This is a genomic window from Thauera sp. (assembly GCF_047601425.1).
In the GTDB taxonomy this organism is placed as follows: domain Bacteria; phylum Pseudomonadota; class Gammaproteobacteria; order Burkholderiales; family Rhodocyclaceae; genus Thauera.
Genome location: NZ_JASGJL010000001.1, coordinates 1,688,241 through 1,707,230, shown reverse-complemented (window position 1 = coordinate 1,707,230; position 18,990 = coordinate 1,688,241). Strand labels below are relative to the sequence as shown.

Genomic DNA, 18,990 nt, shown 5'->3' with positions numbered 1-18,990 from the left:
AGCAATGGTCCTCGCCGCCGTGCTTGCCGGGCTGTCGCTCGGCGCCTGCAACATCGTGCATGGCATTGGCAAGGATATCGAAAAGGGTGGCGAAGCCATCCAGAGGGCAGTGAAATAATGAATCCATTTACCAAGCTCGACGGCCTGGTCGCGCCGCTCGACCGTGCCAACGTCGACACCGACGCCATCATTCCCAAGCAATTCCTGAAGTCGATCAAGCGCAGCGGCTTCGGACCCAACGCTTTCGACGAATGGCGGTATCTCGACGTCGGCCAGCCTGGCCAGGACAACAGCAAGCGTCCGCTGAACCCGGACTTCGTGCTCAACCAGCCGCGCTACCAGGGCGCGCAGATCCTGCTGACGCGCGACAACTTCGGCTGTGGCAGCTCGCGCGAGCACGCGCCCTGGGCACTTGAGGACTACGGCTTCCGTGTGCTGATCGGGCCGAGCTACGCCGACATCTTCTTCGACAACAGCTTCAAGAACGGCCTGCTGCCGATCAAGCTGGATGCGGCCGAAGTCGATGAGCTGTTCCGCCAGTGCGAGGCGAATGAAGGCTATCGCCTGGTCGTCGATCTGGCGGCGCAGAGCATCACCCGTCCGGACGGCAAGGCGATCGGCTTCGACATCGATCCCTTCCGCAAGGAATGCCTGCTCAACGGCTGGGACGACATCGGCCTGACGCTGCGCCACGCAGACAAGATCAAGGCATACGAAGAACGTAGGCGCGCCGAGCACCCCTATTACTTTGCCTGAGCCGTGACGGCGCGGGCCAACAGGAGAGAAGACGGAATGAAGATTTGCGTGCTGCCGGGTGACGGCATCGGTCCGGAGATCATGGCAGAGGCGGTGCGCGTGCTGAACGCGCTCGACCTCGGGCTGGAGATGGAAGAAGCATTGCTCGGCGGTTGCGCCGTGGATGCGACCGGCTCGCCCTATCCGGAAGCCACGCAGAAGCTCGCGCGCGAAGCCGACGCGGTGCTGCTCGGCGCCGTCGGCGGCCCGAAGTGGGACAACCTGCCGCGCGAACAGCGTCCGGAACGCGGCCTGCTCGGCATCCGCAAGGATCTGAGCCTGTTCGCCAATCTGCGCCCGGCCATCCTCTATCCCGAACTGGCCAACGCTTCCTCGCTGAAGCCCGAGGTCGTTGCCGGCCTTGACATCCTGATCGTGCGCGAACTGACCGGCGACATCTACTTCGGCCAGCCGCGCGGCATCGAGACCCGCGAAGTTGAAGGCACCCAGCAGCGCGTGGGCTGGAACACCATGATCTACGCCGAGTACGAAATCCGCCGCATCCTCAAGGTGGCCTTCGAAGCGGCGCAGAAGCGCGGCAAGAAGCTGTGCTCGGTCGACAAGATGAACGTGCTCGAATGCACCCAGTTGTGGCGCGACATCGCCGAGGAAGTCGCCAAGGACTACCCGGACGTCGAACTGAGCCACATGCTGGTCGACAACGCCGCGATGCAACTGGTGCGCGCGCCCAAGCAGTTCGACGTGATGGTCACCGGCAACATGTTCGGCGACATCCTGTCGGACGAAGCCTCGATGCTGACCGGCTCCATCGGCATGCTGCCGTCGGCCTCGCTCGACGCCAACAACAAGGGCCTGTACGAACCGTCGCACGGCTCGGCGCCGGACATCGCCGGCAAGGGCGTCGCCAACCCGCTCGCCACCATCCTGTCGGCAGCGATGCTGCTGCGCTACACCTTCAATCAGGAAGCAGCGGCACAGCGCATCGAGAACGCGGTCAAGAAGGTGCTCGCGCAAGGCCTGCGCACCGGTGACATCTACGAGCCGGGCACCCAAAGGGTCGGTACGCGCGAAATGGGCGACGCGGTGCTCGCGGCCCTGTAAGCTGTCGAGTCCGAACGGATTCTTCGAAAAAAACGTTTTTGCTGAGAGTGATGAACATGAATCGAGTCGGTCTGGTTGGCTGGCGTGGCATGGTCGGTTCCGTGCTGATGCAGCGGATGGTCGAAGAAGGCGACTTCGCCTTCATCGAGCCGGTGTATTTCTCCACCTCGAACGCTGGCGGCAAGGCGCCGGCCTTTGGCGGCAAGGAAGCGGCTGCGCCCTTGCAGGACGCGACGGACATCGACGCGCTGAAGAGCTGCGACATCGTCGTGACCTGCCAGGGCGGCGACTACACCAAGGAAGTCTTCCCCAAGCTGCGCGCCACCGGCTGGAACGGCCACTGGATCGACGCCGCGTCCGCGCTGCGCATGAATGACGATGCCGTGATCATCCTCGACCCGGTCAACCGCAACGTCATCGACGCCGCGCTGGACAAGGGCGGCCGCAACTGGATCGGCGGCAACTGCACGGTGTCGCTGATGCTGATGGGCCTTGGCGGCCTCTTCCGCCACGGTCTGGTCGAATGGATCTCGGCGATGACCTACCAGGCGGCCTCGGGCGCCGGCGCGCAGAACATGCGCGAACTGATCAGCCAGATGGGCACGATCCACGACTCGGTCAAGGATCTGCTGGCTGATCCGGCTTCGGCCATCCTCGACATCGACCGCAAGGTCGCCGAGACGATGCGTTCCGACGCCTTCCCGAAGAAGAACTTCCGCAACACGCCGCTTGCCGGCAGCCTGATCCCGTGGATCGATGTGCCGGTCGAGCACGGCCAGAGCAAGGAAGAATGGAAGGGCGGCGCCGAGTGCAACAAGATCCTCGGCAACCCGGCGTTCCGCACCCCGGGCTCGATCCCGATCGACGGCCTGTGCGTGCGCATCGGCGCGATGCGCTGCCATTCGCAGGCGCTGACCATCAAGCTGAAGAAGGACGTGCCGCTCGACGAGATCAGCGACATCATCGCCGGCGCCAACCAGTGGGTGAAGGTCGTGGCCAACGAGCGTGAGATCACCGAGCGCGAACTGACGCCGACCGCCGTCACCGGCACGCTGACCGTGCCGGTCGGCCGCCTGCACAAGATGGCGATGGGGCCGGACTATCTCGGTGCCTTCACCGTCGGAGACCAGTTGCTGTGGGGCGCTGCCGAGCCGCTGCGCCGCATGCTGCGCATTCTCGTCGAGCGCTGAGCGGTACGTTCCGCACGATCGGGCAAAGGGGGCTGCGGCCCCCTTCATTTTTTGCCGAAGCTGTCGTTTACGCGGAACTAAGTCACGGTGGATGCTCGGCAAATCGTTACAGATTGCTGCGGCATGCTCGGGAAAATGCTAGATTCCTAGCCCAAACCACTATGCTTTTTGACGAAAAAAGCTCGGCTTTCGGGGGAAATGCAGTTTGAATACCAAGATGAAAACCTCGCTCAAGGCATCCCTGATCGCGCTGGCTGTCGCTTCGATTCCGCTGGGTTCCCAGGCGGCCGGCCTCGGGCAGATCAACGTCTTCAGCGGCTTGGGCCAGCCTCTGCGCGCTGAAATCCAGATCAATGCGACTGCGCAGGAATTGCAATCGCTGACTGCGAGAATCGCGCCGCCCGAAGCTTTCCAGCGTGCAAGCATCGCGTACTCTGCCGCGGCCGCAGCAGTCCGGGTCAGCGTCGATGCGCGGGCATCCCGTCCTGTCGTTCGCCTGTCCAGCGACAGGCCGATCAATGATCCTTTTGTCAACCTCCTGGTTGAACTCGATTGGGCCAATGGCCGTGTTGCGCGGGAATACACTTTCCTGCTCGATCCGGTCGATCTGACTGCGCCCCAGCCGCTGGCGGCTGCCGTCGAGATGCCCGCCATGCCCGCGGCAGCTCGCCAAGCGTCGGCACGGCCGGTGCCGGCGCCTGCTGCGCGAGTGCCGGTCGATTCCTACACGGTTCGCCGCGGCGATACCCTGAACCGGATTGCCAGTGCCAATGCGCTGCCGGGCGTGACACTCGACCAGATGCTAGTGGCGCTGTACCGGGCCAATCGCAATGCCTTCGATGGCGGCAACATCAATCGCCTGCGCGCGGGTGAAGTGCTTGCCATGCCCGATGCCGATGCAGCCCGCAGCATTGCGCCTGCCGAGGCGCGGCGCGAAATCCGCGTCCATTCGGCCGACTTCGATGCCTATCGCCGCGGACTGGCGGGCGCTGCAGCCCGCCGCGCACCGGCGCAGCAGGCCGAGGCCGGACAGCAGAGTGCAGGCAGGATCGTGCCGCGCGTCGAAGAGCCGCAGGCGGCAGCCGATAGTGGCGACCAGGTCAGGATTTCCCGCAGCCAGCCGCAGGAAGGCACTGCCGATGCCAGCGGACGCCTGCAGGCACTGGAGGAAGAGCTGGCCGCGCGCGAGCGGGCGCTGGAAGAGGCCAATGCCAGGCTGGCTCAGCTCGAGGCGAGCATCAACGACATGAAGAAGCTGCTCGAATTGCGTAGCGCGCCGCTCGCCCAGCTTCAGCAGGAGGCGGAGGGGGCGCCGCCGGCGGCCGGGCAGTCGGCCACGCCGCAGCCGCCGGCAGCCGCGCCCGAACCACAGCTGCCGGCGGCCGTGGCGGCTACGCCTGCCGTGGTCGAGGCGCCAGCAGCTGCACCGGAAGCGGCTTCCCAGCCAGCCGAGCCAGTTCAGAATGCGGCGGCTTCGGCCGAAGCCGCCAGCGCGGAGGCTGCCAAGCCTGATGCCGCCGAAGTGGCCGATGCCAAGCCCGCTGAAGCGAGCGACACGCCGCCTGCCACTGCACAGGAAGCGGCCGCGCCGCCGCCGAAGCGGCCGGTGCGCAGGGCTCCACCACCGCCGCCCCCGCCCGAGCCGAGCTTCATGGAGTCGATGATGGAAGATCCCTCCGTCATCGCAGGAGGTGGCGGCATCCTGGCCTTGCTGCTCGGCTATGCCGGCCTCAAGTTGCGGAATCGGCGCAAGGCTGCTGTTGCCCCTGCGCCGGAGGCCGTCAGCGAGCTGGCCCAGGGCGGACAGAGCGTGTTCGCGGCGACGGGCGGGCAGAGTGTCGACACCGGTGCCAGCAGCATCATGCAGACCGATTTCAGTCAGACCGGGCTGTCGGCGATCGATGCCGACGAAGGGGTCGATCCGGTCGCGGAAGCGGATGTCTACATGGCATATGGCCGCGACGTGCAGGCGGAGGAGATCCTGCAGGACGCGTTGAAGGCCGATCCGTCGCGTACCGCCATTCACCTCAAGCTGCTGGAGATCTATGCGCAGCGCAAGGATGCGCGCCAGTTCGAGACGGTTGCCTCCGAGCTGTTCGCGCAGTCAGGCGGCCAGGGCAGCGACTGGGAGAAGGCTGCGGCGATGGGCCGCAAGCTGGATGCCGAGAATCCCCTGTATGCCGAACAATCGGGTGAGAGCGAGATTCCGACCGAACTGCCCCTGGGTGTTGCGGCGGGCGCGGCGGCAACCGCTGCGCTTGCCAGCGCCGCCGGATCGGCTGCTGCGGCGGAGGTGCCGGCGCCGGCCGACGGCCCCATCGCTGAATCCGCGGCCGTGCCGGTTTCCGAGCCTGCATCACTGGCCGATCTCGATTTCACCAGTTCCTTGCCGACTGCACCCAGCCAGTCGCAGATGCGCGATACCTGGATGGTGCCTGGCGACCTGAGCCAGCTGGGCGGCGACAAGGAAGGCGACGACGCCTTGCCCGATCCTGTGCAGACCCTGGCTGCGATCGAAGCTGCTGCCGACGTTTCTGCGCCGGAGACCGAAACCGACGGAGGGCTCGATACCGGGGTGATCGATTTCGAACTCGATCTGGACGACGAGCCCCCGACAGAGATGCCCCTGGCGGAAGCGCCGCAGGATGCAGGGCTGACTTTCGATCTCGAGATCGACGAACCGGACAGTGCCACCAGCGCCGCAGCAGGCCTCACGACCGTGCCTGATGTGCCTTCGGATTCGGGCCCTGCCGAGGACGTGGGGCTGGCGTCCGCGCTCGACTTCGAGCTGCCCGATCTCGATCTGACGCCTGCCGAACCGCAGCCCGCAGCCAGAAGTGGACGATACGCCCGCGCCGGTCGTCGATATCGAGCAGACAAGCTTCGACAGCAGCTTGCTGGATTTCGATTTCGACATCGATACGCCGCTATCGCCGCCGGCATCAGGTGCTGCGGGTCTCGATCTGACCTCGATCGATCTGGATCTTGACAACTTCGATACCTCTTCGGCCGGTGAAGGGAAGACCGTGCCGATCTCGATCGAAGCGACGCAGCTTGGCCAGTCCCAGGTTGATTTCGGCTCGATCGACACGCTCGATGCCGATATGGCTCCTTCCGGTGATGAGGTGGAAACCAAGCTCGAACTGGCGCGTGCCTATGACGACATGGGTGACAAGGAAGGTGCGCTCGAACTGCTGGATGAAGTGCTGCGCGAGGGCTCCGCGACGCAGCAGGCGGCAGCCCGCGAGATGATTGCACGCCTTTCCTGAGCGTGAGTCCGGATGCGCCGCCGCAGAGTCGCCGCTCTGCGGCGGCGCGTCTTTTTTGCCGCAGGAAGCGTCAGCGGGCAGAATGTGCGCCCAGGCTAGCGCGCCTCAAGCAAATATTGCTTCCACTTCGCTCCCGCTGGGGGCTTCCTTGTTACAGGCATGCATTCAGGACTTCTGCTGTCGTTGTGGTTTGCCGGTGTGGCGTCGGTGCAGTTCCTGCCCCCCGCGGCGCTGGCATGGGTGGCCGCCGCCAGCCTGGCGCTTGCGCTTGCTTTCGCCCGTGCCCGGGCGCTGCGCCTGCTGCGCCGGGTACGGGTGCTGATGTTCGCCATCGTGCTGCTGTTCGGCTGGTTCACGCCGGGCGAGGCGATATTCGCTCCCTGGCCACAGCTCTCGCCCAGCCGCGAGGGGATGCTGCTGGCCCTGGTCCATGCCGGGCGTCTGGTCGCGGTGGTGTGCGCAGTGGCGCTGCTGCTCGAACGTCTGCCGGTTGAGCGCCTGGTCGGCGGGCTCTACAGCCTGAGCCGTCCTTTTTCCGTGATCGGCCTGCGTGCCGGTGATCTGGCCCTGCGCCTGATGCTGGTGCTTCGCTTCGTCGAGGCCACGCCCCGCGGCAGCGCGACGAACTGGAAGGACTGGCTGCGCGACGACGATGGCAGTGGCGAGCTGCAAGCAGTCAGGCTCGTCCGCGAGCGCATGGGATTGCTGGATGCTGCCATTGCCGCTGCATTGGGGCTGCTGGGGCTGGCGGTATTCTTGCTGGGGCTGCCATGGGCCGCATAGCGCTTGGCATCGAGTATGCCGGTGACGCTTTCTGTGGCTGGCAGAGCCAGGCGCACGGCCGCACGGTACAGGACGTGCTTGAGCAGGCCTTGACGGAGATCGCCGCCGGGCCGGTGCGGCTGCATTGCGCCGGACGCACTGATACCGGTGTCCACGCCAGCGCCCAGGTCGCCCATTTCGACACCGATGCCCTACGGCCGATGACGGCCTGGGTGCGTGGCGTCAATGCCTTGCTGCCGCCTGCGGTCGTGGTGCGCTGGGCGGTTGAGGTGGATGAGGATTTCCATGCCCGCTTTCTCGCCGTGGAGCGCCAGTACCGCTACATCCTGCACAACAGCCCGACCCGGCCGGCGATGCTGGCCGGGCGCGTCGGCTGGTTCCATGTGCCGCTCGACGAGCTGAGGATGGCCGAGGCGGCCGAATGCCTGGTCGGCACGCACGATTTTTCCTCCTTCCGTGCTGCCGGCTGCCAGTCGAAGACGCCGGTGCGTGTCATGCATGAAGCCCGCGTCGCCCGCCAGGGCGAGTACCTGCTGTTCGATTTCCGTGCCAACGGTTTCCTGCACCACATGATCCGCAACCTGGTCGGGGCGCTGGTCTATGTCGGCAAGGGGCGTTATCCGGCGAGCTGGATGCGGACGCTGCTCGAAGCGTGCGACCGCAGCCGCGCCGCGCCCACCTTTGCGCCGGACGGCCTGTACCTGTGCGGCGTGGCCTATCCGCCGCGCTGGCCGCTCCCAGGCGATGGGCGTATCATCGCGCTGCCTCAGCTCCCCCTCATCTGAATGCCCCGTACCCGAATCAAGATCTGCGGTTTGACCCGCCCGCAGGACGTGCGTGCCGCCGTCGAACTTGGCGCCGATGCGATCGGTTTCGTCTTCTATCCGCCCAGTCTACGCGCAGTGGGCATCGATCAGGCGGCCGAGCTTGTTGCTCTGCTGCCGCCTTTCATCACCGCCGTCGGCCTGTTCGTGAATCCTTCTCGGGAAGAGATCCGGGCCGTGCTCGAGCGAGTGCCGCTGCAGTTGCTGCAATTCCACGGCGACGAAACCGATGCCGATTGCGCTGGCCATGGCAGGCCATGGATCAAGGCTGCAAGGATGCGGCCGGGGGTCGATCTGGTAGAATTCGCGGCTTCGCATCCGCGCGCCAGCGGAATCCTCGTCGACGCATTCGTCGAGGGCTATGGCGGCGGAGGAAGAACTTTCGACTGGTCGCTCATTCCCGACGGGTTCGTGCGGCCGCTCGTGCTTTCCGGCGGGCTCGATGCGGACAACGTCGCCGATGCGGTTCGGCGCCTGCGTCCGTGGGCGGTTGACGTGTCGAGCGGAGTCGAAAGCGGCAAGGGAATCAAGGATGCGGCCCGGATCGCCGCGTTCATCGATGGAGTTCGACAAGCAGATGGCTGACACGCCTTACCAGTTTCCCGACGCGAGCGGGCATTTCGGCCGTCATGGCGGCATCTTCGTCGCCGAGACCCTGATGCCGGCACTGGCCGAGCTGCGCGAGGCCTATGCCGCGTGCCAGGCCGACCCCACCTTCATGGCCGAGTTCGAATACGAGCTCAAGCACTACGTCGGCCGTCCCAGCCCGATCTACCACGCCAAGCGCTGGTCGGAGATGCTCGGCGGCGCGCAGATCTATCTCAAGCGCGAAGACCTCAACCACACCGGCGCACACAAGGTCAATAACTGCATCGGTCAGGCGCTGCTCGCCCGCCGCATGGGCAAGCCGCGGGTGATCGCCGAGACCGGCGCGGGGCAGCACGGCGTCGCCACCGCGACCATCGCCGCACGCTACGGCCTGAAGTGCGTCGTCTACATGGGTTCGGAGGACGTCAAGCGCCAGGCCGCCAACGTCTATCGCATGAAGCTGCTCGGCGCCACCGTGGTGCCGGTCGAGTCCGGCTCGAAGACCCTGAAGGACGCGCTGAACGAAGCGATGCGCGATTGGGTCACCAATGTGGCCGACACCTTCTACATCATCGGCACCGTGGCCGGCCCGCATCCCTATCCGCTGCTGGTCCGCGACTTCCAGACCGTGATCGGCAAGGAATGCCTGGTGCAGATGCCGGAGATGGCCGGACGCCAGCCCGACTACGTGATCGCCTGCGTCGGCGGCGGTTCCAACGCGATCGGCATCTTCCATCCCTACATCGGCGCCGAAGGCGTGCGCCTGGTGGGGGTCGAGGCAGCGGGCGACGGCCTGGAAACGGGGCGTCATGCGGCACCGCTGACCACCGATGCGCCCGTTGGCGTGCTGCACGGCAACCGTACCTACCTGATGCAGGACGAGGACGGCCAGATCATCGAGACGCATTCCATTTCCGCCGGCCTGGACTATCCGGGTGTCGGGCCGGAGCACGCCTGGCTGAAGGATTCGAAGCGCGCCGAGTACGTCGCCGCGACCGATGCCGAAGCGCTGCAGGCCTTCCACGACCTGTGCCGCTACGAAGGCATCATTCCGGCGCTGGAGTCCTCGCACGCACTGGCCCATGCGGCCAAGCTGGCGCCGACGCTGCCGCGCGACAAGATCCTGCTGGTGAATCTGTCGGGCCGTGGCGACAAGGACATGCACACCGTCGCCGAACGTTCCGGCATCCAGTTCTGAACTTCCTCCGGGCCGCTTTGCGGCCCGCTGCGTGATCGAGACCTGACATGTCAAGAATCCAGACCGTTTTCCAGCGTTTGCAGGCCGAAGGCCGCAAGGCGCTGATTCCCTTCGTCACCGCCGGTTTTCCCGAGCCTGCGCTGACGCTGCCCCTGATGCGTGCGCTGGTCGAAGGCGGCGCCGACATCATCGAATTGGGCGTGCCTTTCTCCGACCCGATGGCCGACGGCCCGACCATCCAGCGTGCATCGGAACGTGCGCTGGAGCAGGGGATGAGCCTGCGCAAGGTGATCGAGACCGTCCGCGCCTTCCGCGCCGAGAACGTGGATACGCCGGTGGTGCTGATGGGCTACGCCAACCCGATCGAAGCCATGGGGGTCGAAAACTTCGTCGCCGCGGCCAGCGAAGCAGGCGTGGATGGCGTGCTGGTGGTCGATTACCCGCCCGAGGAATGTGCCGGCTTCACCCGCGCGGCCAAGGCCGCGGGGCTGGATCCGATCTTCCTGCTGGCGCCGACCTCGACCGAGCAGCGTTTCGCCGATGTTGCCGCGGCGGGCAGCGGCTATATCTACTACGTCTCGCTGAAAGGCGTGACCGGCAGCGGCAAGCTCGATATCGACGAGGTGGCGCGCCGCATTCCGCAGATCCGTGCCGCGGTCGGCATGCCGGTCGGCGTCGGCTTCGGCATCCGCGATGCCGAGAGCGCCCGGCGCATCGGTGACGTGGCCGACGCGGTCGTCATCGGCAGCCGGATCATCGAGGAAATCGAACAGGCCCCGAAGGGCGAAGCCGTCGCACGCGTCACCGTCTTCATGCGCGGCATCCGCGAAGCGCTCGATGCCATCGAGCCGGCAACAGGAGTGAAATCATGAGTTGGTTGCAGAAACTGCTGCCGCCGAAGATCAAGCGCAGCGACAGTGCTGGGCGCGGCAAATCGACGATTCCTGAAGGGTTGTGGAGCAAGTGCAGCGCATGCGAAGCCGTGCTCTATCGTTCCGACCTCGACAGCAACCAGGGCGTGTGCCCGAAGTGTGGGCACCACAACCGGTTGCGCGCGCGGCAGCGGCTGGACATGCTGCTCGACATCGAAGGGCGCGTCGAGATCGGTGCCGAAGTACGGCCGGTCGATGCACTGAAGTTCAAGGACTCGCGCAAATATCCCGAGCGCCTGTCGGCAGCGGGCTCGGATACCGGCGAGGCCGATGCGATGGTCGTGATGCAGGGCCTGATCGGCGGCGTGCCGGTGGTGGTGGCCTGCTTCGAGTTCGAATTTCTCGGTGGATCGATGGGTTCGGTGGTCGGCGAACGCTTTGTTCGTGGCGCGAAGGCCGCCTATGAACAGCGTGTGCCTTTCCTCTGCATCACCGCATCGGGGGGTGCGCGCATGCAGGAAGGCCTGTTCTCGCTGATGCAGATGGCCAAGACCACGGCGGCGATCACGCGTCTGGCCGAGCGCCGGCTGCCCTTCGTCACCGTGCTGACCGATCCGACCATGGGAGGCGTATCGGCCAGCTTCGCCTTCATGGGCGACGTGGTCATTGCCGAGCCGGGCGCGCTGATCGGTTTTGCCGGCCCGCGCGTGATCGAGCAGACGGTGCGCGAGAAGCTGCCGGAAGGTTTCCAGCGCGCAGAATTCCTGCTGGAGAAGGGCGCCATCGACCTGATCGTCGATCGCCGCGAGATGCGGCAGGAACTGGCTCGCTTGCTGACACTGCTGCTGCGTCAGCCCAGCGCTTCGGCTGCCTGATGGTTTCTCCGTCCGCTGCCGTCTTGCCGCACACGCTGGCCGGCTGGCTGCAACTGCTCGAGCAGCGCCATGCGCAGACCATCCAGCTCGGGCTGGAGCGTGTCGCGCGGGTACGGGCTGCGCTCGGGCCCGACCCCGATGCGCTGGTGATCACGGTGGGCGGGACCAATGGCAAGGGTTCGTGCTGCGTAATGCTGGAGGCCGTCCTGCTGGCTGAAGGCTATCGTGTCGGCTGTTACACCTCGCCTCATCTGCTGCGCTACAACGAACGCGTCCGCGTTGATGGCAGGGAGGTTGCCGACGGGGTGCTGGTCGAGGCTTTCGATGCGGTCGAGGCCGCCCGTGGCGACACGCCGCTGACTTACTTCGAGCACGGCACGCTGGCCGCCTGGGAAGTGTTCCGCAGGGAAGCGCCGGACGTCGTCATCCTGGAAGTCGGCCTGGGCGGCCGGCTGGACGCGGTGAATGTGTTCGACGCCGACTGTGCGCTGGTGACCAGCATCGCGCTCGACCACATGGATTACCTCGGTGACACGCGGGAAGCGATCGGCTTCGAGAAGGCCGGCATCTTCCGTGCCGGTCGGCCCGCCGTGTGCGGCGATCCGCAACCGCCGGCGACGCTGCTCGACCATGCCGAGGCGATCGGCGCGCAATTGTGGATCAGCGGCCGCGATTTCGGCTTCGGCGGCGACCGCCAGCAGTGGGGCTACTGGCGCTACCAGGCGCCGCCGGCGCAGGGCGCGCTGGTCAAGCGCGGCGGCCTCGCCTATCCGGCATTGCGCGGCGCCAACCAACTGCTCAACGCTGCTGCGGTGATGACGGTGCTCGATGCCGTGCGTGGGCGCATCCCCGTGTCGATGCAGGCCATTCGCCAGGGGCTGATGCTGGTCGAGGTGCCCGGCCGCTTCCAGGTCCTGCCGGGCCGTCCGGCGGTGGTGCTGGACGTTGCCCACAACCCTCAGGCTGCGGGCGTGCTGGCCGAGAATCTGGGAAGCATGGGCTTTCATCCGGAAACCTGGGCGGTGCTTGGCATGCTTGGTGACAAGGACGTCGAAGGTGTCGTGGCGCGGCTCAAGGGCCGGATCGATCACTGGCTGCTTGCCGATCTGCCCGGTCCGCGCGGCCTCAAGGCCGAGGAGCTGGCGCTGCGCCTGCACATGGCAGGCGTCGAAGCCGGCATCCGCTGCTTCCCTTCGCCGAAAGATGCCTATGCTGCGGCGCAGCAGGAGGCGGGGGAGGGTGATAGAATCGTGGCCTTCGGCTCCTTCCTGACCGTTGCCGAAGTGCTCGACGTGGTGAAAGCGGGCAGACACTGACGAGATCGTTTCGTGAGCGACGCAGAAAACCTCGATATAAAGAAACGTGCCCGGCGCAGGCTGGTGGGCGCGATCGCACTTGCGCTGCTGGCTGCGATCATTCTGCCGATGATGATGGAGCAGGAGCCCCATCCGGTCAGCGGCGACATCCAGATCACGATTCCGGACCGCGATGCCGCTGTCGGCCAGCGTCCGAATGCGGCTGCGGAAGAACCTGCACTCGCGGCTGCAGCCACGCCTGCGCCGGAGGAACAGGCGCCGCCTTCGGTCGTCGAAGCGCCGCCGCCTGCGCCGGCGAAACCCGAAAGCCGGGCAGAGGTGCCGGCCGCCGGATTGCCGGCCACCGGATCGCCGGCCGTTCCTGCCACGAGGCCTGCGGCGCCGAAGCCCGAAGCGCCCAAGCCTGCACTGGCACGGCCTGCTGCCGATGAAGCGGCCGAAGCCGCGCGCGCGCGTGCAGCGATCGAAGGCCGCGAAGTGCCGAAGGCCCAGGCGTCCAAGGGCGAAACCTTCGTCCTGCAGATCGGTGCCTTTGGCGATGCAGCCAAGGCTGCGCGCGTTGCTGCCGATCTCAAGAAGCAGGGCTTTGCGGCCTATACCGAAAAGGCCGGCAACGTCACGCGCGTGCGCGTCGGCCCCGTCACCGGCAGGAGCGCCACCGACAAGATGGCCGAGCAACTGCGGGCGCTGGGTTACAGTACCGTGATCACGCCGCGCTGACTGCTTCCGCATGACGGTATTCGACTACGTGTTTCTCGGCATCCTGGCCTTGTCCGCGGCTGTGGGCATGTGGCGTGGCCTGGTCAGCGAGGTCATGGCCGTGGCCGCCTGGGTGCTCGCGCTTTTCGCTGCCTGGCGCTATAACGAACAGGCGGCTTGGGTCTTTGCCGGGTTCATTGCCGAACCCTTGTGGCGGCAGGTGGCAGGCGGCGCACTGGTCGTCGTGGGCGTGTTGATTCTGGTGGCGCTGGTCCGCTACCTGCTGCGCCAGTTGCTGCGCGCTGCAGGCCTGGGCGCGACCGATCGCTTCTTCGGTGCCTTGTTCGGCATCGCGCGTGGCTTGCTGGTGGCGCTGGTGGTGGTGCTGATCGGCGGGCTCGCCGGTCTGTCCCGCGAGCCCTGGTGGTCGCAGGCCTTGTTCTCGCCACCGTTGGAAACGGCGGTTCTTGCCGCCAAACCCTGGCTGCCCGAAGTGGTGGCCGACAAGATTCGATTCAGATAGGCGAAATCCTCATGTGCGGAATTCTCGGGGTCGTCGCGACCTCTCCGGTGAACCAGCTTCTGTACGATGGCCTCCAGGTGCTGCAGCACCGCGGGCAGGATGCGGCAGGCATCGCCACCGCCGAAGGCGGGCGTTTCCACATGCACAAGGGCTCGGGCCTGGTGCGAGACGTGTTCCGCACGCGCAACATGCGCAATCTCGAAGGCAACTGGGGCATCGGGCACGTTCGTTATCCGACTGCGGGCTCTGCATACAACGCCGCGGAGGCCCAGCCCTTCTACGTCAATTCGCCTTTCGGCCTGCTGCTGGCGCACAACGGCAACCTGACGAATTCCGACGCGCTCAAGCGCGAGATCTTCCTGTCGGACCTGCGCCACATCAACACCAGCAGCGATTCCGAAGTGCTGCTGAACGTGCTGGCGCACGAGCTGCAGGCGGCCTGTAACGGCCTGAAGCTCGACGAGGAGGCGGTGTTCCGTGCCGTCGCCGGTGTCCATCGCCGCTGCCGCGGCGCCTATGGCGTGGTGGTGATGATCGCCGGCTACGGCCTGCTCGCCTTCCGCGACCCCTATGGCATCCGTCCGCTGGTGATCGGCCGCAACGAGGCCGAAGCCGGTACCGAATGGCTGGTGGCGTCCGAATCGGTGGCGCTCGACGTGCTGGGCTTCAAGCTGCTGCGCGACGTCGCGCCGGGCGAGGCGGTGCTGATCGATACCGATGGCAACTTCCATAGCCGCCAGTGTGCCGAGCAGACCGTGCAGGCGCCGTGCATGTTCGAATTCGTCTACCTGGCGCGGCCCGATTCGATCATCGACGGCGTGTCGGTGTACGAGTCGCGCATGAAGATGGGCGAATACCTCGCCGACAAGATGAAGCGCACGATGCCGCACGTCGAGATCGACGTCGTGATCCCGATCCCGGACTCCAGCCGGCCGTCGGCCCTGCAGATGGCCGAGCGCCTGGGGCTGCCGTTCCGCGAAGGCTTCGTCAAGAACCGCTACATCGGCCGGACCTTCATCATGCCGGGGCAGGCGACGCGAAAGAAATCGGTGCGCCAGAAGCTGAACACCATCCACCAGGAGTTCAGGGGCAAGAGCGTGCTGCTGGTCGACGATTCCATCGTGCGCGGCACGACCAGCAAGGAGATCGTCAACATGGCGCGGGAAGCCGGCGCGCGGAAGGTTTATCTCGCCTCGGCGGCGCCGCCGGTGCGCCATGCCAACGTCTACGGCATCGACATGCCGACGCGCGGCGAACTGATCGCATCGGACCGCAGCGAGGAGGAAATCTGCCGCGAGATCGGTGCCGACGGCCTGATCTACCAAGATCTGGACGACCTGAAGGCGTCGGTTCGGGCGCTGAATCCTTCGCTCAGTTTCTTCGAGACGTCCTGCTTCGACGGCTGCTACGTGACCGGTGACATCACTGCCGAATACCTGAATGGCGTCGAGAATCAGCGCGGCGAGGACAAGCCCGCCAAGGGCGACCTCCATGACGACGAGGGGGGGCAGCTCGACCTCAATCTTGCCTCCGGCTCTGACAACTGAACCGATATCTCAAACTGCAATGACGCTCCCTGAAGACCTCAAGCTCCATCCGGACACGCTGGCAATCCGCTCCGGCATCGAACGCAGCCAGTTCGGCGAACACGGCGAAGCGATGTACCTGACCTCGAGCTTCGTGTTCGAGAATGCGGCACAGGCTGCGGCGCGTTTCTCGGGCGAGGAAGAAGGCAACGTCTACGCCCGCTTCTCGAACCCGACCGTGACCGCGATGCAGACGCGGCTCGCCGCGCTCGAAGGCGCCGAAGCCTGCGTGGCGACGGCATCCGGCATGTCGGCGATCCTGTCGCTGGTCATGGCGACCATGCAGGCCGGCGACCATATCGTTGCCTCCAACGGCCTGTTCGGCGCCACTCAGCAGCTGTTCGGCAACATCCTGTCGAAGTTCGGCATCGAGACCAGCTTCGTGCCGGCGACCGATCTCGAGGCCTACCGCAAGGCGGTGAAGCCGCGTACTCGGCTGTTCTTCGTCGAGACGCCGTCCAACCCGCTGACCGAAGTGGTCAACATCTCTGCGGTGGCGGCAATCGCGCATGATGCCGGTGCGATCCTCGCGGTGGATAACTGCTTCTGCACACCGGCGCTGCAGCGTCCGCTGGAACTCGGCGCGGATGTCGTCGTGCATTCGGCGACCAAGTACCTGGACGGCCAGGGTCGCGTGCTGGGCGGCGCAGTGGCGGGCAAAAAGGTGATCACCGAAGAAGTCTTCCGTTTCCTGCGCACGGCCGGGCCGACGCTGTCGCCGTTCAACGCCTGGGTGATCCTGAAGGGCATGGAAACCCTGCGCATCCGCATGGAAGCGCAGTCGGCCGCGGCGCTGGAACTGGCCCGCTGGCTCGAGACCCAGCCGGGCGTGGCCCGCGTGTATTACCCCGGCCTGCCGTCGCACCCGCAGCACGAACTGGCGATGCGCCAGCAGAAATCCGGCGGCGCTATCGTCAGCTTCGACGTCAAGGGCGGGCGCGAGGCGGCATGGAGAGTGGTCGATTCGACGCGCCTGATGTCGATCACCGCCAACCTTGGCGATACCAAGACCACGATCACCCATCCGGCGACGACCACGCACGGCCGCATCACGGCGGAGGCGCGCGCTGCGGCAGGTATCGGCGACGGCCTGCTGCGCGTTGCGGTGGGGTTGGAAGCCGTGGAGGATTTGAAGGCGGATCTGGCGCGAGGCCTTCAAGCCTGAGGAGAGTGGCCCGATCAGCGGGCGCCTCATGCAGAAGGCATCTGACGGCCGGGAAGTGATCGGCAACCAATAGGAACGGGGCGAATGCCCCGTTCGCCGTTTTCAGTTCCGGAACTCGGACCGACGAAGCGGAACTACCGTAGCAGTATCTACTCAGTCCGGCGTGCCGGCTTCGGTGGTGAACTGCCGGCCGTCGAAGGTGAGCCAGCGCGGTTCGCCGTGCCAGTCGGCAAGCACCCAGCGGATGCGCTGCCGACCATCGACGGCATGGACATGGCGTGCCGGGCGATGGGTATGGCCATGCACCAGCACCGCGGCGTCAGCCGTATGGAACAGCGCGGCGACCGCGTCGGCATTGACGTCCATGATCTCCATGGCTTTCGTCTGCTTGGCGGCTTCGCTCTTCCGGCGCAGGCTTTCGATGAAGGCCTTGCGCGCGGCCAGCGGCTGGGCGAGGAAGCCACGCTGCCACGCGGGGTCGTGGACCTGGCGGCGATAGGCCTGATAGGCGAGATCGTCGGTGCATAGCACGTCGCCGTGGCTCAGCAGCAGGGCGGGCGTATCCGCAGCCTGGCCGAAGCGGACCAGGCAGGGGTCGGGCAGCAGCGTGAGGCCGGCGGCCAGGGCGAAACCGTCGCCAGCCAGCAGGTCGCGATTGCCGCGAATGAAGAATACCGCGACACCCGCGTCCGAGACGGCCCGGATGGCGGCGCACATCCGTTGATTGAAAGCGTCGTCGAGATCGTCGTCGCCCGCCCAGTATTCGAACAGGTCGCCGAGGATGAACAGGCTGGCGGCCTCGAGAGCCGGCCCCTGAAGGAACTCGATGAAGGCTTCGGCGGTGTCGGGCGCGTCCTCGGCCAGGTGCAGGTCCGAAATGAACAATGCCGGCAGCCTCGCATGGAAGGCTGCCGGCATGCGGGCCAGCGAGTCCCCGGGGACCCGCTGATCGGCCTGGCTGTCAGACAACTTCGGCGCGCTCGATGACCACGTCTTCCTTCGGCACGTCCTGGTGGAAGCCGCTGGAGCCGGTCTTGACCTTGCGGATCGCGTCAACCACGTCCATGCCGTCGCTGACCTTGCCGAACACGCAGTAGCCCCAGCCCTGCAGGTCGGGCGAGCGGAAGTTCAGGAAGTCGTTGTCGGCGACGTTGATGAAGAACTGCGCGGTGGCCGAATGCGGCGCCTGGGTGCGGGCCATGGCGATGGTGCCGCGTTCGTTCTTGAGGCCGTTGTCGGCTTCGTTCTTGATCTGCTCGCCGGTCGGCTTCTGGTCCATGCCCGGGGTGAAGCCGCCGCCCTGGATCATGAAGCCGTCGATGACGCGGTGGAAGATGGTGTTGTCGTAGTGGCCGGCTTCGACGTAGGCGATGAAATTGGCCACGGTCTGCGGCGCCTTGTCGGCGTCGAGTTCGAGGGTGATGACGCCGTGGTTGGTGTGCAGCTTGACTGCCATGTGCTTGCTCCTGGGGAAAATTGTTGGGGATGCGAGGCTTGCTTACTTGCCCGCTTTCTTTGCCGGGGCTTTCTCGAGCACGCTGGCGTTCTCGATGATCACCGCCTCGACCGGCACGTTCTGGTGGAAGCCGCGATTGCCGGTCTGCACCTTGGCGATCTTGTCGACCACGTCCATGCCCTTGACGACCTTGCCGAACACCGCATAGCCCCAGCCGTCGCGCGAGGGATAGTCGAGGAAGGTGTTGGGGACCAGGTTGATGAAGAATTGCGAGCTGGCCGAATGAGGATCGGCGGTGCGGGCCATCGCCAGCGTGCCGCGCTCGTTCTTGAGGCCGTTCTTCGCTTCGTTCTCGACCGGGGCGCGGGTGCTCTTCTGCTTCATGTCGGCGTCGAAGCCGCCGCCCTGGACCATGAAGCCGTCGATGACGCGGTGGAACACGGTGCCGTTGTAGAAGCCGTCCTTGACGTACTGGACGAAGTTCTCGGCGGATTTGGGCGCCTTGTCGGCAAAGACTTCGACGACGATCTCGCCCTGGCTGGTCTTGAGTTCGACCATCGGGTTGGCGGCGAGGGCGCCGAGGCTGGTCAGGGCGGTCGATGCCAGCGCGGCAAAGGCTATCAGGTGCTTTTTCATGGAATCTCCGGTGCGCGGCCGTGGGGCCGGATGGGTGGCGGCCGGGAAAATGGCAGGCATTGCGGCCGTGGTATATTTGCGGCCTTCGACTGCCGGCCCGGCGCCTGGGTGACGCGGGATTCTAGCAACAAGCCCCCCCCCCTCACAATTGCG

General features: G+C 65.9%; 20 protein-coding genes. 17 read left to right on the top strand and 3 right to left on the bottom strand.

Annotated features, from left to right (window positions below):
* The first annotated feature begins 4 nt into the window (after window positions 1-4).
* The 17 genes from QM748_RS08310 (at window position 5) to QM748_RS08230 (ending at window position 16,745) form a co-directional block, all read left to right on the top strand.
* On the top strand, window positions 5-118 hold the full coding sequence (locus QM748_RS08310) for an entericidin A/B family lipoprotein (protein WP_415246524.1): 114 nt from the start codon (window positions 5-7) through the stop codon (window positions 116-118).
* A complete protein-coding gene (gene leuD / locus QM748_RS08305) occupies window positions 118-756 on the top strand; it encodes a 3-isopropylmalate dehydratase small subunit (protein WP_415246523.1) in 639 nt (212 codons plus the stop codon). The genes QM748_RS08310 and leuD overlap by 1 nt, the downstream gene beginning before the upstream one ends.
* A gap of 36 nt (window positions 757-792) precedes the next feature.
* Window positions 793-1,857 (top strand): 3-isopropylmalate dehydrogenase, encoded by a 1,065-nt coding sequence (gene leuB / locus QM748_RS08300; RefSeq protein ID WP_415246522.1) that lies wholly within the window; start codon window positions 793-795, stop codon window positions 1,855-1,857.
* Window positions 1,858-1,913: 56 nt separating this feature from the next.
* Window positions 1,914-3,047: an aspartate-semialdehyde dehydrogenase gene (asd, locus tag QM748_RS08295; RefSeq protein WP_415246521.1), complete on the top strand. Its 1,134-nt coding sequence runs from the start codon at window positions 1,914-1,916 to the stop codon at window positions 3,045-3,047.
* A gap of 217 nt (window positions 3,048-3,264) precedes the next feature.
* A complete protein-coding gene (locus QM748_RS08290) occupies window positions 3,265-6,036 on the top strand; it encodes a FimV family protein (RefSeq protein ID WP_415246520.1) in 2,772 nt (923 codons plus the stop codon).
* Window positions 5,942-6,316, top strand: coding sequence for a tetratricopeptide repeat protein (locus QM748_RS08285; RefSeq protein WP_415246519.1), 375 nt, complete (start codon window positions 5,942-5,944; stop codon window positions 6,314-6,316). The genes QM748_RS08290 and QM748_RS08285 overlap by 95 nt, the downstream gene beginning before the upstream one ends.
* Window positions 6,317-6,475: 159 nt before the next feature.
* Window positions 6,476-7,099 carry a CbiQ family ECF transporter T component gene (locus tag QM748_RS08280; RefSeq protein ID WP_415246518.1) on the top strand — a complete coding sequence of 208 codons (624 nt, stop codon included), beginning with the start codon at window positions 6,476-6,478 and terminating at the stop codon, window positions 7,097-7,099.
* On the top strand, window positions 7,087-7,884 hold the full coding sequence (truA, locus tag QM748_RS08275) for a tRNA pseudouridine(38-40) synthase TruA (RefSeq protein ID WP_415246517.1): 798 nt from the start codon (window positions 7,087-7,089) through the stop codon (window positions 7,882-7,884). The genes QM748_RS08280 and truA overlap by 13 nt, the downstream gene beginning before the upstream one ends.
* Complete coding sequence (locus QM748_RS08270) at window positions 7,885-8,508, top strand: phosphoribosylanthranilate isomerase (protein WP_415246516.1); 624 nt, start codon at window positions 7,885-7,887, stop codon at window positions 8,506-8,508.
* The gene (gene trpB / locus QM748_RS08265; protein ID WP_415246515.1) at window positions 8,501-9,709 is read left to right on the top strand and encodes a tryptophan synthase subunit beta; all 1,209 of its coding nucleotides are present in this window, start codon (window positions 8,501-8,503) and stop codon (window positions 9,707-9,709) included. Before QM748_RS08270 ends, trpB begins: the two co-directional genes overlap by 8 nt.
* 47 nt (window positions 9,710-9,756) lie before the next feature.
* On the top strand, window positions 9,757-10,581 hold the full coding sequence (gene trpA / locus QM748_RS08260; RefSeq protein ID WP_415246514.1) for a tryptophan synthase subunit alpha: 825 nt from the start codon (window positions 9,757-9,759) through the stop codon (window positions 10,579-10,581).
* Window positions 10,578-11,456: an acetyl-CoA carboxylase, carboxyltransferase subunit beta gene (gene accD / locus QM748_RS08255; RefSeq protein ID WP_415246513.1), complete on the top strand. Its 879-nt coding sequence runs from the start codon at window positions 10,578-10,580 to the stop codon at window positions 11,454-11,456. Before trpA ends, accD begins: the two co-directional genes overlap by 4 nt.
* The gene (gene folC / locus QM748_RS08250) at window positions 11,456-12,772 is read left to right on the top strand and encodes a bifunctional tetrahydrofolate synthase/dihydrofolate synthase (protein ID WP_415246512.1); all 1,317 of its coding nucleotides are present in this window, start codon (window positions 11,456-11,458) and stop codon (window positions 12,770-12,772) included. The genes accD and folC overlap by 1 nt, the downstream gene beginning before the upstream one ends.
* Before the next feature lie 12 nt (window positions 12,773-12,784).
* Complete coding sequence (locus tag QM748_RS08245) at window positions 12,785-13,492, top strand: SPOR domain-containing protein (RefSeq protein ID WP_415246511.1); 708 nt, start codon at window positions 12,785-12,787, stop codon at window positions 13,490-13,492.
* Between the two features lie 10 nt (window positions 13,493-13,502).
* On the top strand, window positions 13,503-13,994 hold the full coding sequence (locus QM748_RS08240) for a CvpA family protein (RefSeq protein ID WP_415246510.1): 492 nt from the start codon (window positions 13,503-13,505) through the stop codon (window positions 13,992-13,994).
* Between the two features lie 11 nt (window positions 13,995-14,005).
* Window positions 14,006-15,541: an amidophosphoribosyltransferase gene (purF, locus tag QM748_RS08235; RefSeq protein WP_415246509.1), complete on the top strand. Its 1,536-nt coding sequence runs from the start codon at window positions 14,006-14,008 to the stop codon at window positions 15,539-15,541.
* Window positions 15,542-15,560: 19 nt separating this feature from the next.
* Complete coding sequence (locus QM748_RS08230) at window positions 15,561-16,745, top strand: O-succinylhomoserine sulfhydrylase (RefSeq protein ID WP_415246508.1); 1,185 nt, start codon at window positions 15,561-15,563, stop codon at window positions 16,743-16,745.
* A gap of 153 nt (window positions 16,746-16,898) precedes the next feature.
* Here QM748_RS08230 and QM748_RS08225 read toward each other — a convergent pair whose 3' ends face one another.
* The 3 genes from QM748_RS08225 to QM748_RS08215 are packed head-to-tail and all read right to left on the bottom strand — an operon-like array spanning window position 16,899 to window position 18,837.
* Window positions 16,899-17,663 carry a UDP-2,3-diacylglucosamine diphosphatase gene (locus QM748_RS08225; RefSeq protein WP_415248039.1) on the bottom strand — a complete coding sequence of 255 codons (765 nt, stop codon included), beginning with the start codon at window positions 17,661-17,663 and terminating at the stop codon, window positions 16,899-16,901.
* Between the two features lie 43 nt (window positions 17,664-17,706).
* Window positions 17,707-18,201, bottom strand: a complete 495-nt coding sequence (locus tag QM748_RS08220) for a peptidylprolyl isomerase (RefSeq protein ID WP_415246507.1) — start codon at window positions 18,199-18,201, stop codon at window positions 17,707-17,709.
* A 42-nt stretch (window positions 18,202-18,243) separates the two neighbouring features.
* Window positions 18,244-18,837, bottom strand: a complete 594-nt coding sequence (locus tag QM748_RS08215) for a peptidylprolyl isomerase (RefSeq protein WP_415246506.1) — start codon at window positions 18,835-18,837, stop codon at window positions 18,244-18,246.
* Between the last annotated feature and the right edge of the window lie 153 nt (window positions 18,838-18,990).